At 36.4% G+C, this 13,878-nt stretch carries 17 protein-coding genes; 15 read left to right on the forward strand and 2 right to left on the reverse strand.

Translation table 11 applies throughout. The features are described 5' to 3' along the window. Positions 1–72 precede the first annotated feature (72 nt). The 4 genes from AC2IP4_RS18930 to AC2IP4_RS18945 all read left to right on the forward strand — a co-directional run bounded on the left by AC2IP4_RS18930 (position 73) and on the right by AC2IP4_RS18945 (position 2,500). Positions 73–507, forward strand: a complete 435-nt coding sequence (locus AC2IP4_RS18930; protein ID WP_486310853.1) for a GNAT family N-acetyltransferase — start codon at positions 73–75, stop codon at positions 505–507. 163 nt (positions 508–670) lie between these two features. Further along, entirely contained in the window at positions 671–1,186 is a 516-nt protein-coding gene (locus AC2IP4_RS18935) for a DUF6933 domain-containing protein (protein WP_486310854.1), read from the forward strand. A gap of 141 nt (positions 1,187–1,327) precedes the next feature. Next, positions 1,328–2,065 (forward strand): phospholipase D-like domain-containing protein, encoded by a 738-nt coding sequence (locus AC2IP4_RS18940; RefSeq protein ID WP_486310855.1) that lies wholly within the window; start codon positions 1,328–1,330, stop codon positions 2,063–2,065. Positions 2,066–2,221: 156 nt separating this feature from the next. Further along, positions 2,222–2,500, forward strand: a complete 279-nt coding sequence (locus AC2IP4_RS18945; protein ID WP_486310856.1) for a hypothetical protein — start codon at positions 2,222–2,224, stop codon at positions 2,498–2,500. 185 nt (positions 2,501–2,685) lie between these two features. Here the strand turns inward: AC2IP4_RS18945 and AC2IP4_RS18950 are convergent, their stop codons facing one another. Continuing rightward, a complete protein-coding gene (locus tag AC2IP4_RS18950; protein WP_486310857.1) occupies positions 2,686–2,976 on the reverse strand; it encodes a hypothetical protein in 291 nt (96 codons plus the stop codon). 296 nt (positions 2,977–3,272) lie between these two features. On the opposite strand from AC2IP4_RS18950, the gene AC2IP4_RS18955 reads away from it, so the two are divergent. From AC2IP4_RS18955 to AC2IP4_RS18965, 3 genes are all read left to right on the forward strand, one after another. Beyond that, positions 3,273–4,418 carry an IS91 family transposase gene (locus AC2IP4_RS18955; protein WP_486307435.1) on the forward strand — a complete coding sequence of 382 codons (1,146 nt, stop codon included), beginning with the start codon at positions 3,273–3,275 and terminating at the stop codon, positions 4,416–4,418. Positions 4,419–5,314: 896 nt separating this feature from the next. Then, a complete protein-coding gene (locus AC2IP4_RS18960; RefSeq protein WP_486310858.1) occupies positions 5,315–6,220 on the forward strand; it encodes an AbiTii domain-containing protein in 906 nt (301 codons plus the stop codon). A gap of 321 nt (positions 6,221–6,541) precedes the next feature. Next, entirely contained in the window at positions 6,542–6,781 is a 240-nt protein-coding gene (locus AC2IP4_RS18965; RefSeq protein WP_486310859.1) for a hypothetical protein, read from the forward strand. Positions 6,782–6,793: 12 nt separating this feature from the next. Here AC2IP4_RS18965 and AC2IP4_RS18970 read toward each other — a convergent pair whose 3' ends face one another. After that, positions 6,794–6,961 carry a hypothetical protein gene (locus AC2IP4_RS18970; RefSeq protein WP_486310860.1) on the reverse strand — a complete coding sequence of 56 codons (168 nt, stop codon included), beginning with the start codon at positions 6,959–6,961 and terminating at the stop codon, positions 6,794–6,796. Positions 6,962–7,296: 335 nt separating this feature from the next. On the opposite strand from AC2IP4_RS18970, the gene AC2IP4_RS18975 reads away from it, so the two are divergent. The 8 genes from AC2IP4_RS18975 to AC2IP4_RS19010 all read left to right on the forward strand — a co-directional run bounded on the left by AC2IP4_RS18975 (position 7,297) and on the right by AC2IP4_RS19010 (position 13,719). Then, entirely contained in the window at positions 7,297–7,842 is a 546-nt protein-coding gene (locus AC2IP4_RS18975; protein ID WP_486310861.1) for a hypothetical protein, read from the forward strand. 156 nt (positions 7,843–7,998) lie between these two features. After that, a complete protein-coding gene (locus AC2IP4_RS18980; RefSeq protein WP_486310862.1) occupies positions 7,999–8,757 on the forward strand; it encodes a TIR domain-containing protein in 759 nt (252 codons plus the stop codon). A gap of 207 nt (positions 8,758–8,964) precedes the next feature. Then, positions 8,965–10,110, forward strand: a complete 1,146-nt coding sequence (locus AC2IP4_RS18985) for an IS91 family transposase (protein ID WP_486307435.1) — start codon at positions 8,965–8,967, stop codon at positions 10,108–10,110. Between the two features lie 407 nt (positions 10,111–10,517). Beyond that, on the forward strand, positions 10,518–10,973 hold the full coding sequence (locus AC2IP4_RS18990) for a YhfG family protein (protein ID WP_012535201.1): 456 nt from the start codon (positions 10,518–10,520) through the stop codon (positions 10,971–10,973). Beyond that, positions 10,966–11,568 (forward strand): putative adenosine monophosphate-protein transferase Fic, encoded by a 603-nt coding sequence (locus AC2IP4_RS18995; RefSeq protein ID WP_486310863.1) that lies wholly within the window; start codon positions 10,966–10,968, stop codon positions 11,566–11,568. Before AC2IP4_RS18990 ends, AC2IP4_RS18995 begins: the two co-directional genes overlap by 8 nt. A 154-nt stretch (positions 11,569–11,722) precedes the next feature. After that, positions 11,723–12,145: a GNAT family N-acetyltransferase gene (locus tag AC2IP4_RS19000; protein WP_486310864.1), complete on the forward strand. Its 423-nt coding sequence runs from the start codon at positions 11,723–11,725 to the stop codon at positions 12,143–12,145. A gap of 166 nt (positions 12,146–12,311) precedes the next feature. Continuing rightward, positions 12,312–13,070: a TIR domain-containing protein gene (locus tag AC2IP4_RS19005; protein WP_486310865.1), complete on the forward strand. Its 759-nt coding sequence runs from the start codon at positions 12,312–12,314 to the stop codon at positions 13,068–13,070. Between the two features lie 145 nt (positions 13,071–13,215). Beyond that, positions 13,216–13,719: a GNAT family N-acetyltransferase gene (locus AC2IP4_RS19010; RefSeq protein ID WP_486310866.1), complete on the forward strand. Its 504-nt coding sequence runs from the start codon at positions 13,216–13,218 to the stop codon at positions 13,717–13,719. The last annotated feature ends 159 nt before the right edge of the window (positions 13,720–13,878 follow it).

A 13,878-nucleotide genomic window follows, 5' to 3' on the forward strand; every position in this document is an offset into this window, starting at 1 on the left:
TGGTAAATTTGAGCTTGATTTGCATAGTAGCAAACGTGTTATGCAGGCGTTATGTGTTCCCAAGGGGTAAGTATGGATATCCAGTTTAAAAGAGCTTCTGAGGTAAAATATGCGGAGTCACTAACTCAGTCCAATATGGCTAGTTATTATTTAACTCGGAATATTGTTTGGGACAGTAATCTGTTTATCAAAAATTGGGAACTATTTGATAACTTTGAAATATTTGCGGATAATCATCGAGCTGGTATTGTTCGTTTTAGCTATAACGAATCGACCACTTTTCTCCGAGATTTACAGTTAAGCCCAGAATTTCACGGTAAGGGTATCGGTGCGAAAAGTCTCGATATGATTATAAATCACGCTAGACAGCATCAATCGAAAAAGTTACTTCTTCGTGTGTTCAACGAAAATCCAGCAATCAAGTTATATAAAGAAAAAGGGTTTACGCAAACCGTGGAAGTGAATGGGCTAATTGAAATGGAATTTACTTTAAGTTCAAACACATAACAAATGCATCAACACGATTTACTACATTCGGCATTGTAGGTTTGTCTTTGGTTTTGGTGTTTATGGCGGTAAAATTCAGTTTAATCTGCATAGTAGTAAACGTGTTATGCAGGCGTTATGTTGTTGGTGTAAAATAAGGTTTTTCAGTACCTTGGGGTGATCTATGTTTCAGTTTAAATGTACCAAAAAAGTTCAAGATTTCATTGGCCTGAAACCAAGTGACCTAAATGAAATTGAATCTGAAAGGTTTGTTCTAGGTAATTGGTTTGTTAACTCTTTTACTCAAAATCGCCGTAAAGTTTTAGTCTTTATGGAAGAGAAAACTTTATTCTCATTTATCATTATTGGTGTCCGAAAAGAGCACATCAAAACGTTAAGAAAGCACTTTCTTGAAGGACTATGTTTGCAGTTGAAAGCGGAAGGTATTAGTCCTCAGGCGATTGCTGCATTTTCTGATAACCAGACGATAATTCAATACACTAAAACTGATAATAGAAGTAAGGTTGGCTCTATGACTGACCTAATATATTTGTATAGCATATGGATTGACTCCGAAGGTGGTTTGTCTGAAATTGACGTTGTTGATCTCGGAATGAAACTTAACAGAGTTCCTCAGACGAATCTTAAATTAACTTATGCAATTAATGAGCTTAAACAGGCGCTTGGAGAAACAACATAACAATCGCATCAACACGATTTGCTACACTCGGCGTTGTCAGTTTGCCTTTAGTTTCAGTGATTAAGGCAGTAAAATTCAGCAAGGTCTGTATCGTAGCAAACGTGTTATGCAGGCGTTATACGAATAAAATAAGTGATGAGTATGAAAATAGATCAGAAAATTTTTAACCTAGCAAATGAAGTCGTTGAATTTCCTTTTGATAGCTGTAGCGAAGATGATTTTTTGAATGTTCAAGAAAGTCACGTTAGAGACTTTGTTCAGGTTGTTAATCGATTTTTGTACAGTGTAAAGCGTGTTCCCAATGCAGCGTTACTTGCTGATGCAGATAATATCAATACGAATGTACGCCATATGTGGGAGGCTCGAGAACTAAAAACAAGTGTATTTGCATTAATCGATCATCTATATGAAATCGCTGATAATCCTGAATCTGGATTTTATCGGAGTGAAGACTTGCTTTCAGAACAGTATTTTATAGGTCATAAAGAAAAGCTTTTAGAAGTAATTGAATCTGCAAAATTTTCTATTTGGGTTGCGGTTGCTTGGTTTACTGATAGAGATCTAGCTGATGCACTAGTGAAAAAAGTAAAGCAGGGGCTTAATGTTCGTGTAGTTATGAGCAAAGATTCAAAGAATGATCGTATCGGTAATTATCTAAATCCATTTATAGAACTCATAGCAGTTGATCCCAAAAGGCAATTAATGCACCATAAGTTTTGTATAGTTGATTTTAGGGTAGTTCTGCAAGGTTCATATAATTGGACGAATCGAGCTGCAACAAGTAATAGAGAAACTCTAAATTTATCATACAGCACCAAGCTAGCAGATGATTATTCTCAAGAGTTTATAAAGTTAGTTCAACAGTATAAATTCGTATAACAAATGCATCAACACGATTTACTACACTCGGCATCTCAGGTTGTCGGGCGTTTCTCGTTTTAAGGCGTCAATTTTAAGTATAATTGCTTTGTAGTAAACGTGTTATGCAGGCGTTATGTGCTCGAAGGTTATTAATATTTACAAGGATGTAATTAGATGAGAGGTTGGTTAACTGAGTTTGTCACCGTTTTCATATACTCAAGGAAAATGCAGGCAGCTTTTTGGTTTGGAATTATTGCATTTTTTATAATTCATGCCATTGGTTGGTGGTTTCTTGATTATGCTGATGAGCAAATTAAAGTGGAAGCGTTTAGAGAGCTTGCTATTAACAAGATTGGTAAAAAGTATGATAAAGCAGCCCTGTTCTTTTTAATTTCATCTTGGCTGTTGTGCTTTAAGCTATTTTATAAAGAAAGACACCGAATTTTTTCTTAGCCTGAATTATAAATAAAAGCACTTAAATAGTAAGAACGCACATAACAAATGCATCAACACGATTTGCTACATTCGGCGTTGTCGGTTTGCCTTTAGTTTCAGTGATTAAGGCAGTAAAATTCAGCTAGGCCTGTATCGTAGCAAACGTGTTATGCAGGCGTTATACGGGTGTTTTACATCGATGGTTAGGCTTCAATCAACCCATCAATATTATAAAATAATAGGGTTCCAAATATAGCTACGATTACGATGTAACCAATTGAAATGGCAATTCCATATGATATTGAGTGGTTTTGCTTCTCTTGGTTTTCTACGACCTTATCTTCATCGAAGGCTTGTACGAAATTGGCGGGAAACTTAGTTGGTAATGGTTGAATGGACAATTTACCAATGCTTAAAATTGAAATAATTAGGCGTCCAATTTTATATGCAAATGGGTTTCCTAAAATGATAATCAAATGAGCAATAGCGTCCATTCTGTTCTCTTTGTTTTGTGTCGGTTGTAAGTATCATAACCGTATTTAGTTAGTGTAACTGAGGGTAATATCTTGGTTCCACGCAATTAATTTTATCTGTGCCGTATAACAAAGCCATCAACACGATGCTTATAACATTCGGCGTTTTTGGTTTAGAGTATAATTGGTTTGGAAAGTGAGTCGTCAGCACGTGTTATGGCGGCGTTAAATCTGCCGAGCAAGCTCGAAGAGTGCGCTGCCTCGTAATTCTCCCTCTTAAACATCTCCTTTCTGGTTAGATTTACTATGTTTACTGTATGAGTAAACATACAGTTCAAACCTTTTTGCAAAAAAGGTTTGAATCATATTCGAAGAACCATCGACTCCCTTTATATCAACTTAAGGGGATCAGTCGGCTTTCATCTTGTCGAACTTCGTCGATGGGAGGTCATGCGCTGTATTGTGATAATGGGCACCTCAATGGCTATTGGTACAATAGCTGTGGGCATCGAAGTTGCCCACAGTGTGGTGCTCTCAAAAGAGAGCAATGGCTTAAAAAAGTAGATTCGTTTATTTTAGATACTTCTCATCATCATTGGGTATTTACTCTTCCGCATGAGTTGCATGAAATATGGAAATATAACAGAGCGTTATGCCAGCAAACACTGTTCGATTCTGTTCGTAAAACTATTCAGATATTAAGCGCGGATGAGCGATTTCTAGGTGCTAAGGTTGGGTGTGTTTTAGCCCTACATACCTGGGCTCGAAATTTAACGTTTCACCCTCATATTCATTGTTTAGTTACCCATGGAGGATTAGGTAATGATGGTTGGGTTGAGCCAAAGAAAAGTATTCTGTTTCCTGCAAGAGTGATGATGAAGCTGTTTCGCGGTAAGTTCATTGCAGCGCTACGCGCAGCAATGAATAAAGGAGAGTTAAATTACCCTGAATCACTTTCTAAGCAAAATGTACTTAACCTTTTTAATAAATGGGGCGTTTTTGATTGGGTAGTTCATTGTACCAAACCGTACTCCCATGGTGCTGGAGTCGTTAAATATTTAGCGAGGTATGTTCGTGGCGGAGCCATAAAAAACAGTCAAATTATGCATGTATCAAACAAGGAAGTGCGAGTTAGGTATAAGTCTCATCAAACAAAGAAAACAGAAATGCTTAGGCTAAAGCCTAATCAATTTATTGAGCGTATATTGAGTCATATAGCGATACCGAAAAAACAGCAATATCACTTTGTTGGTTTGTATCATAATCGATGTAGAGAGAGACTGAATACAGCTCGACAGTATCTTGGCCAAGAGCGGATAAAGGACATTAGTCCTTTATTATGGCGAGAATACGCGGAAAGCAAAGGGCAAGTACCATGTTGTGATGAATGTGGAGGCAAGGTTACGGTATTGGCTCGATTCAGAGTGATAAACGGTGAATTTATTTTTTCATCGAAAATGTGATAAGGATTATTCTATTTCGTGTAGAAAGCTTGCTGCTGCAAGCGATTCCAGTTATCGTGTGCTAGTTGGTTTATATGTTTGAAATGGGATGTTTTTTTAGATTGTGAAAAGTGTGATTTTTCTTGTTTTAGTATATAGAAATTACAAAGACATCGGCGCAGGCTTGCTCGGAAAATTTAACAGCTGCTGCAACCACATCACAATCGGCATATCTAACAATCGAATCAATGCGATGCTGTAACCTTCGGCATTCGCGGTTTAAAGTATATTTAGCGCTATTAATCCGTCGTTTGCACGCATTATTCTAGGCGTTACACGAACTAAAGATAGCAGTTTTTTGGCTCAGTTCAGTGATTGAGCCGTTAGTTTTTTAGGCGTGAAAGTAGGGTGGTTTATCTTTTTCTTTGTTGCCTTTTGGTGTTCGTTTCATCAGGTTCGGCATTGAACTATTATTGTCCTAAATTCAGGCGTTTCAGCGACTAATTTACGCTTCAATTGTTCTTTGGTTATGCCTCATTTTATCCTACGTCAGTGTTTTACTCGCCATATTTTCAATCCCAATTGTGGCAATGATATTTGATTTATCAGCTCAAAACTTGCTGAAACCAAATCGTACAAATGGTGCTAGAAAAAGGATTGTTTCGTTTCGCAGTTTTTGTAGTTGAACGGTTCTTTTGTTCGCTAAATTAGCTTTTGTAATTTAAAATTGGTTTGTAAATATTATTGGTAAATCAGTTCTTTACCAATTAAAGCGAAGCGTTGACAAAGATCGTGTAACAAAGCAATCAACACGATGCTAATTACACTCGGCGTTTGTGGTTTGGAGTGTAATTGGTTTTGAAAGTCGGTCGTTCGCACGTGTTATTGCGGCGTTATGAAACAAGAGGATGTAGTTAATGTCAGGGTTAGTATTAGAATTACAAAGAGATGCTTTAGATAATAAAATTGATATTACCAATCTATTGAGAAAAGCTCTTGTTATATCAAGAAAGTTAGGGGTTGTAGATATTGAGGATTGGCTTAGACAAGAATTAAATGGCTATTCTGTTGCTGAAGTGGAACTTCCTCGATACCGAGAAATTAGTGGTACATTGAAAGTAAACAATCCAATGCGAGGTTTAATTCCTTTTCATATTAGAGATCCAGAATTATCTAGTCTTTTATCGTCCAGATCTATATCTCAGCCCATTGCTGAGCTTGAAAGTCTCGTTAAATTGAATACATCAGGAACATTAACAATGAACTATCCACCTCAGACACGTGATGATCTCATGGGAATGATGGATGTTCCAATGGAGCCAATTCTTCAAATTGGTATAAATCAAATACATGGCGTTTTAGATTCTTTAAGAAATGAGATTCTTAATTGGTCATTAGAACTTGAGAAGAAAGGTATTAAAGGAGAAGGTATGACTTTTTCAAGTAACGAAAAACAAGCTGCTGAAAGCGTTGTAACTAATATTACAAATAATATTGGTAGTATGCAAAATTCCCAGTTACAACAAGCTTCAACACATTCTCAGCAAACACTTGAATTTACAATTAGTAATGATGATATTGCACAGTTTATAGAAGTTCTTAAATTATCTGTGGATAAACTTACTTTAAACGAAAATGATAAAGCTGAGCTTGATGCTGAAATATCTACTATTGATCATCAATTAGGTTCCCCAAAGCCAAAGAAAATCATTTTATCCGAATGCCTTAAAAGTGTGCGAAATATTATTGAAGGTACCACTGGAAGTATAGTTGCAACTGGTTTATTAGCGCAGTTAAGCGCAATTATCGGCAGTGTTTCATAACAAATGCATCAACACGATTTACTACACTCGGCATCTCAGGTTGTCGGGTGTTTCTCGTTTTAAGGCGTCAATTTTAAGTATAATTGCATAATAGTAAACGTGTTATGCAGGCGTTATGCCTTTCTTGTTGACATATAGGCTTGTATTCTATATATTCCCCTCGTTTGCTAAGCTGCAATAGCAGACGCTTTGAGTGTGATAGAAAGTAAATCTAGAGTAATTCTCAAAATTTAAATTATTGCTAACGTTTTTAAAAACAATAGCATAATCGAGGAGTTACATATTGATTATTTTTACCATAACCAAAGAAGGAGGTCATTTATGACTTTACAACATAGCAAGACGCAACAGCAGCAAAGTAATTTAGACCATGAACTTCAATTTGCCTCTGTACTCAATGAGCGATTGAAGGAATTAGACGAATTACTATTACAATGTACAGACCCAGTTGAAGGTGCAACTTTGACCAAGGAGTTCAACTCTGTGCTAAGTTTGTATCACGACATCTGTCAGAAATCTGAGGAATGGAATCCGATGAAAACAGACTACGATGATTGGTAATACTGAGCCCCTCTAATGGGGCTTACCTTTTGATATTTCATTTTTCTCCGTATATGAAAAATCTTTATCTAAAAATTTTAGATTGTATAATTTAGCTCGTTTTTCAAAGTATTTTAATGCCTTTCTATGAGCATCCCACTTTTGTGTTCTTAATTTTTCTTGTTCGGCTAATATATTCATTATGATTCTCCTATGTTTGTATTGAGTTTAGCAAGGCATAACAAATGCATCAACACGATTTGCTACATTCGGCATTCTGGGTTTCTTTTGGTTTACCGAGTTAAGTGGTAAATTTAGGCTTAATCTGCATAGTAGCAAACGTGTTATGCAGGCGTTATACGAGTTCGATTTTGATAGGAATACCGTTTTAATTTTAAATTGATTTATATCAATAAAGCTAATCAAATTAATCTAGACTAATGACACTAAAACGTAGATTATGCGACGCTTAATTTGATTACTTATTCATTTTGAAATGACAGTTCAAAATTTGAATAATACTTACGAGGCAACACATGGCGTACACTGTTGTATTAACAAAAAAAGTTAATGATATTGTTTTAAAAAAATCGATATCAGTTGGTTTTTCTTATTCGACACTAGTATTCGGAATTGGTAGCACATTATTTAAAAGAGATATAAAAGGAACTTTTGTATATCTTTTTTTAGCTATGATATTACTTATCAGTAGACTTTTTTTAGGTATGCAGGATTGGTTACTTGATTCTAACTCTGTTGGTTTCTTTATTGGTGCAGCTTTACCATCCATGATTTTTGATGCAATAAATCCATTCCTTTCATCTACCATTGCCTTTTTTGGGGCATATAATTCATTAGCTGTTGGTGAAGATTATACCTATTTAGGTATTTATTATTTTTTAGCTTGTATTGCTGGCTATTTTGTAGCGTCAAAAACTAGTTTATGGCATTTAAAAAAATGGTTATCAAAGGGTTGGATTTTAGACTTAGATAATCAGCAAAGTCATTTAACTAAGTTACAGTTAGCAGATATAAAACATATATTAGCGGAAAATGATATTCATTTAGTTCAATACAATTAAATTGTGAAGACTTTAATCGTATAACAAATGCATCAACACGATTTGCTACATTCGGCATTCTAGATTTCTTTTTGTTTACCGTATTTAGTGGTAAATTTGGCTTAGTTTGCATGGTAGCAAACGTGTTATGCAGGCGTTATATGTTTAGGAGGTATAGTGAATAAGAAACCCAAATTGTTTATAGCATCATCAGTAGAAGGCTTAGATGTTGCAGAAGCTGTAAACGTCAACCTTGAGTATGTTTCGGAGAATACGCTCTGGTCAAACGCATTTCAATTATCAAGTATAACTTTAACAACACTAATTGAGCGTGCAAATTCATCAGATTTCGGGGTTTTTATATTTACTCCGGACGATGGCTTAGAAATGCGTGGAAATACACGAAGCGCAGTACGAGATAATGTGCTTTTTGAACTGGGTATTTTCATTGGTAACTTAGGCGTAGAGCGATGTTTTATCGTAAAACCAAGAGATGTAGATTTACATATACCAACGGATTTAGCCGGAGTAACTATTGCTGATTATGATTCAAATCGCTCGGATAAGGATTTGAGTTCGGCACTATCTTTCGCGTGTACTAAGATGAAAGCAGTGATTAAAGCTGAAGGTGTTTTTGAAGATCCGGACATTGAACTCGAATTTGAGGATCAAGGGAAGGAAATAGAATTAAGTGAAGAAGCTTTAAGCATATTAATTTCTGCGGTAGGAAATGCCAGTGAAAGTTTTGATACTGCACAGATCCATTACTCCGATGCGAAATTACGCCCGTATTTAAATCAGGCTATAGAGGATCTTGTTTCTATTAATTATATGCGGTTTGGTCACTCGAACCGAATTTCTAAGTCAATGGTATATCGTTTAACCAGTGAAGGTCGTAAATTTGCTCTTTCATCAGGCTTAGTCGAACACATATAACAAATGCATCAACACGATTTGCTACACTCGGCGTTGTCAGTTTGCCTTTAGTTTCAGTGATTAAGGCAGTAAAATTCAGTTAGGTCTGTATGGTAGCAAACGTGTTATGCAGGCGTTAAATCTGCCGAGCAAGCTCGAAGAGTGCGCTGCCTCGTAATTCTCCCTCTTAAACATCTCCTTTCTGGTTAGATTTACTATGTTTACTGTATGAGTAAACATACAGTTCAAACCTTTTTGCAAAAAAGGTTTGAATCATATTCGAAGAACCATCGACTCCCTTTATATCAACTTAAGGGGATCAGTCGGCTTTCATCTTGTCGAACTTCGTCGATGGGAGGTCATGCGCTGTATTGTGATAATGGGCACCTCAATGGCTATTGGTACAATAGCTGTGGGCATCGAAGTTGCCCACAGTGTGGTGCTCTCAAAAGAGAGCAATGGCTTAAAAAAGTAGATTCGTTTATTTTAGATACTTCTCATCATCATTGGGTATTTACTCTTCCGCATGAGTTGCATGAAATATGGAAATATAACAGAGCGTTATGCCAGCAAACACTGTTCGATTCTGTTCGTAAAACTATTCAGATATTAAGCGCGGATGAGCGATTTCTAGGTGCTAAGGTTGGGTGTGTTTTAGCCCTACATACCTGGGCTCGAAATTTAACGTTTCACCCTCATATTCATTGTTTAGTTACCCATGGAGGATTAGGTAATGATGGTTGGGTTGAGCCAAAGAAAAGTATTCTGTTTCCTGCAAGAGTGATGATGAAGCTGTTTCGCGGTAAGTTCATTGCAGCGCTACGCGCAGCAATGAATAAAGGAGAGTTAAATTACCCTGAATCACTTTCTAAGCAAAATGTACTTAACCTTTTTAATAAATGGGGCGTTTTTGATTGGGTAGTTCATTGTACCAAACCGTACTCCCATGGTGCTGGAGTCGTTAAATATTTAGCGAGGTATGTTCGTGGCGGAGCCATAAAAAACAGTCAAATTATGCATGTATCAAACAAGGAAGTGCGAGTTAGGTATAAGTCTCATCAAACAAAGAAAACAGAAATGCTTAGGCTAAAGCCTAATCAATTTATTGAGCGTATATTGAGTCATATAGCGATACCGAAAAAACAGCAATATCACTTTGTTGGTTTGTATCATAATCGATGTAGAGAGAGACTGAATACAGCTCGACAGTATCTTGGCCAAGAGCGGATAAAGGACATTAGTCCTTTATTATGGCGAGAATACGCGGAAAGCAAAGGGCAAGTACCATGTTGTGATGAATGTGGAGGCAAGGTTACGGTATTGGCTCGATTCAGAGTGATAAACGGTGAATTTATTTTTTCATCGAAAATGTGATAAGGATTATTCTATTTCGTGTAGAAAGCTTGCTGCTGCAAGCGGTTCCAGTTATCGTGTGCTAGTTGGTTTATATGTTTGAAATGGGATGTTTTTTTAGATTGTGAAAAGTGTGATTTTTCTTGTTTTAGTATATAGAAATTACAAAGACATCGGCGCAGGCTTGCTCGGAAAATTTAACAGCTGCTGCAACCACATCACAATCGGCATATCTAACAATCGAATCAATGCGATGCTGTAACCTTCGGCATTCGCGGTTTAAAGTATATTTAGCGCTATTAATCCGTCGTTTGCACGCATTATTCTAGGCGTTAACTGCTTCTTTGTTAATTTAGCTTTCAAATATGGTAATCATTCTCTTTGAGTAGTAAACTGATATTATTTCCGCATAAATGTGCGAGGTAAGCATGAAGTACGAATTATTAGTTTTAGCTGCAATGACACGATTAGAATCTCCAAATACTCAAGCTATCGTGGCTGCAACAGGGATTTCTGAACGTAAAGTACAATCCGTAGTTAATTCATTAGTTGAAAATTTAGGCTTAAACATTCAAAGAGAGCGCCAGGGTCGAACCTTCCGTTTTTCTATTAATAGCTGGGGTGTTTTTGAATCAGGGAAGGCGATCCAGTCTCAACTTAATGATATTGATTTAGTTATGCCAAGTAATTCAATGCTTTCTTCTTACGAAGAAAAGCATGCCTATTTCGAGCAAGTTAAAATGGATAACTTTAAAGAAAGTATGCGTTTAGAGGGGCATGATGTTGCTAGTAATTTCGATTTATCACTCGACAGAGAGCAACAACGTCAAATTTTGTTAAACAAATACTCAAACGTAAATTCGTTAGAGGCGCTCAATGGCTGATAAATATGGCACAACACAAGATCCTTATACTTACGAAAATAGTTCGGTTCTTGTTAATAAGCTCAATATCAACAATGAAGCGGTATTAGAGGCTGCTGAACGTGATTTAACAACGTTAGCTGCAATGTATGTAGAGTTTCAATTGCCTCCTTACGATTTCAGCTATCTGCGTTCAATTCATCATATGTTATTCTCCGATCTATTTGAATGGGCTGGCGAGTTAAGAACGATTGATATTTCAAAGGGAAATACACGTTTCTGTAATGTAGCTAGGATTGAAAAAGAAGCAAATAATCTATTTTCAATGTTAGAAAAAGATAAGTATTTAGTAGATCTACCATACGATGAATTTCTTACTAAATTAGCTGAGTATTATTGCGATATTAATGTTTTACATCCATTCCGTGAAGGAAATGGTCGTGCCCAACGTTTGTTGTTTGAGCATATTGCAATCAACTGTGGTTACAATATTAATTTTTCTGGTATTACTTCTGAGCAGTGGGTAGCCGCAAATATCCATGGTTATCATTGTAATTATGTGCCAATGAAAGAGCTGTTTTCTGTTTGTGTAACTAAAGCTGAAAAGCGCAGTTAACAATCGCATCAACACGATTTACTACACTCGGCATCTCAGGTTGTCGGGTGTTTCTTGTTTTAAGGCGTCAATATTAAGTATAATGGCATAGTAGTAAACGTGTTATGCAGGCGTTATGTGTTTTCACGGAAATGATAGGTTTTATGGAGTAATTATGGTTTTAATTCAAACGGTTGAAAGTAATTCACCGTATTTATCTGAATTGTATCAATGGTTTGAAAGTGAGTGGGATGATGTTGAACCACTGGCTACAACAAAGGATGGAAAAGTTATCCCAAATCCTATTATTGCCTTAGAAAATGGTGAATTAATTGGTGGTTTAGTTTTTACTCGTTTTCTATCTCCAATTACTCAAGATCAGGCAGTTTGGATTAATGCTGTCTTTATTAAACCGGAAAATCGTAAGCAAGGAATTAGCTCACAATTGATTAATCATGCTGAAAAAATGGTTAATGAAATGACTGAGCCAGAGTTGCTGGTTTTTACTCATATTCCTGCATTGTATTCAAACCTAAAATGGACAGTAATTGAAACGATCGATGATCATTTCGTACTTAAAAGTTCATTGGTTCAATAAGAACACACATAACAATCGCATCAACACGATTTGCTACACTCGGCGTTATCAGTTTGCCTTTAGTTTCAGTGATTAAGGCAGTAAAATTTAGCTAGGCCTGTATCGTAGCAAACGTGTTATGCAGGCGTTATGCCACAGTGTGAAATTTTAAAAGGAGAGTGACTATATGAAGCCTAAGTTGTTTATTGGCTCATCAGTTGAAAACTTGGATGTAGCTTATGCAATCCAAGAAAATTTAGAGCACTTTGTAGAAGTGACAGTTTGGTCCCAGGGTGTATTTGATTTGAATAAATATACAATGGAATCATTAATGGATGTATTAGAAGATTCTGATTTCGGTCTGTTTGTTTTTTCGCCTGATGATATTACAGAATTAAGAGGCGAATCTAAAAAAACGGTTCGAGATAATGTGGTTTTTGAATTAGGTTTATTTGTTGGTGGGTTAGGGCGTGAGCGTAATTTTATCGTGATTCCGCGTGGTCAGGAAGACTTTCATCTTCCTACAGACTTACTTGGTATTACACCAGCAACATTTGATGCTGAAAGACAGGATGGTAATTTGGTCGCCTCACTAGGCCCTGCTTGTAATCGAATTAATAAGGTAATTGGAAAGCTAGGATTAAAAACTGTTTCTATTGAACAAAGTATCTCACTTGCAATAGTTGAGGAAGAGTCTAGTGATTTAGACTTAATAACAGATGAAAATGATTGTATTTCTCTTATCCAATCATGGATGGGTCAGCGCCCTAGTCGTGACAATAGATCTGCAATCAAATATACAGATGTTGATAGAGAATTAGGTTTAGCTAAAGGTTCGGCTGTAAAGTATATTGAAATTGCGGCTAAACGCTGGAGTTACGTCGTATCTCGAAAAGGTGCTTCAACCATTTTATTTGAAGATTCGTCGACGAATAATTGGATGTAGCATAACAAATGCATCAACACGATTTGCTACACTCGGCGTTGTCAGTTTGCCTTTAGTTTCAGTGATTAAGGCAGTCAAATTCAGCTAAGTCTGTATGGTAGCAAACGTGTTATGCAGGCGTTATACGAATAAGGTGGATACAAGGATGATTGAGACAGAACGGCTAATACTAAAACCAGTAATGATTGAGGATATTGATATCTATAAGCAAATCATGTCTTGCCCATTGATGAGCCAATATCTTCCAAAATCTGCACCTTATAATGATGATGAAATCTTTCAGCATGTAGCTAAAAGAATTGAACACTGGAAGCTGGGTTTTGGCTCTTTTATTGTTTATTCAAAAGTTAATCCAGAGGTTAAGCTCGGCTATGTTGGTGTAGAAACCTCGCCAAATGTTGAATGTAGTGATATTCGATATGGCTTTATGAAAAACGCTCAAGGAAAGGGTTATGCATATGAAGCTGCTAACGCTGTTTTGAGGTTTACATTTGGGTTGGGCAATCATAAGAAGATATATGGTGTGGCAGTAAAAGATAATATCCCCTCAATTAAAATCCTAGAAAAATTAGGCATGGAAATTGATGATTCAGTAGTCATTTATAATGATGAGAAGTTAGTCACTCTATCTGTTGAGCAATTCGTATAACAAAGCAATCAACACGATGCTAATTACACTCGGCGTTTGTGGTTTGAAGTATAATTGGTTTGGTAATTAAGGCGTTCGCACGTGTTATTGCGGCGTTATGTGCTTAAAGATTAAATTACAATCCAAAGTGCGGTATAGTGTCATGGGATTTATAATAAG

Source organism: Aliivibrio thorii (genome assembly GCF_057368585.1).

Coding starts and splice junctions, on each gene's coding strand:
- AC2IP4_RS19010 (WP_486310866.1), top strand. CDS start 13,216: ATGATTGAGACAGAACGGCTAATACTAAAACCAGTAATGATTGAGGAT.
- AC2IP4_RS18990 (WP_012535201.1), top strand. CDS start 10,518: ATGAAGTACGAATTATTAGTTTTAGCTGCAATGACACGATTAGAATCT.
- AC2IP4_RS19000 (WP_486310864.1), top strand. CDS start 11,723: ATGGTTTTAATTCAAACGGTTGAAAGTAATTCACCGTATTTATCTGAA.
- AC2IP4_RS18935 (WP_486310854.1), top strand. CDS start 671: ATGTTTCAGTTTAAATGTACCAAAAAAGTTCAAGATTTCATTGGCCTG.
- AC2IP4_RS18960 (WP_486310858.1), top strand. CDS start 5,315: ATGTCAGGGTTAGTATTAGAATTACAAAGAGATGCTTTAGATAATAAA.
- AC2IP4_RS18945 (WP_486310856.1), top strand. CDS start 2,222: ATGAGAGGTTGGTTAACTGAGTTTGTCACCGTTTTCATATACTCAAGG.
- AC2IP4_RS18955 (WP_486307435.1), top strand. CDS start 3,273: ATGAGTAAACATACAGTTCAAACCTTTTTGCAAAAAAGGTTTGAATCA.
- AC2IP4_RS18965 (WP_486310859.1), top strand. CDS start 6,542: ATGACTTTACAACATAGCAAGACGCAACAGCAGCAAAGTAATTTAGAC.
- AC2IP4_RS19005 (WP_486310865.1), top strand. CDS start 12,312: ATGAAGCCTAAGTTGTTTATTGGCTCATCAGTTGAAAACTTGGATGTA.
- AC2IP4_RS18950 (WP_486310857.1), bottom strand. CDS start 2,976: ATGGACGCTATTGCTCATTTGATTATCATTTTAGGAAACCCATTTGCA.
- AC2IP4_RS18975 (WP_486310861.1), top strand. CDS start 7,297: ATGGCGTACACTGTTGTATTAACAAAAAAAGTTAATGATATTGTTTTA.
- AC2IP4_RS18970 (WP_486310860.1), bottom strand. CDS start 6,961: ATGAATATATTAGCCGAACAAGAAAAATTAAGAACACAAAAGTGGGAT.
- AC2IP4_RS18940 (WP_486310855.1), top strand. CDS start 1,328: ATGAAAATAGATCAGAAAATTTTTAACCTAGCAAATGAAGTCGTTGAA.
- AC2IP4_RS18995 (WP_486310863.1), top strand. CDS start 10,966: ATGGCTGATAAATATGGCACAACACAAGATCCTTATACTTACGAAAAT.
- AC2IP4_RS18930 (WP_486310853.1), top strand. CDS start 73: ATGGATATCCAGTTTAAAAGAGCTTCTGAGGTAAAATATGCGGAGTCA.
- AC2IP4_RS18985 (WP_486307435.1), top strand. CDS start 8,965: ATGAGTAAACATACAGTTCAAACCTTTTTGCAAAAAAGGTTTGAATCA.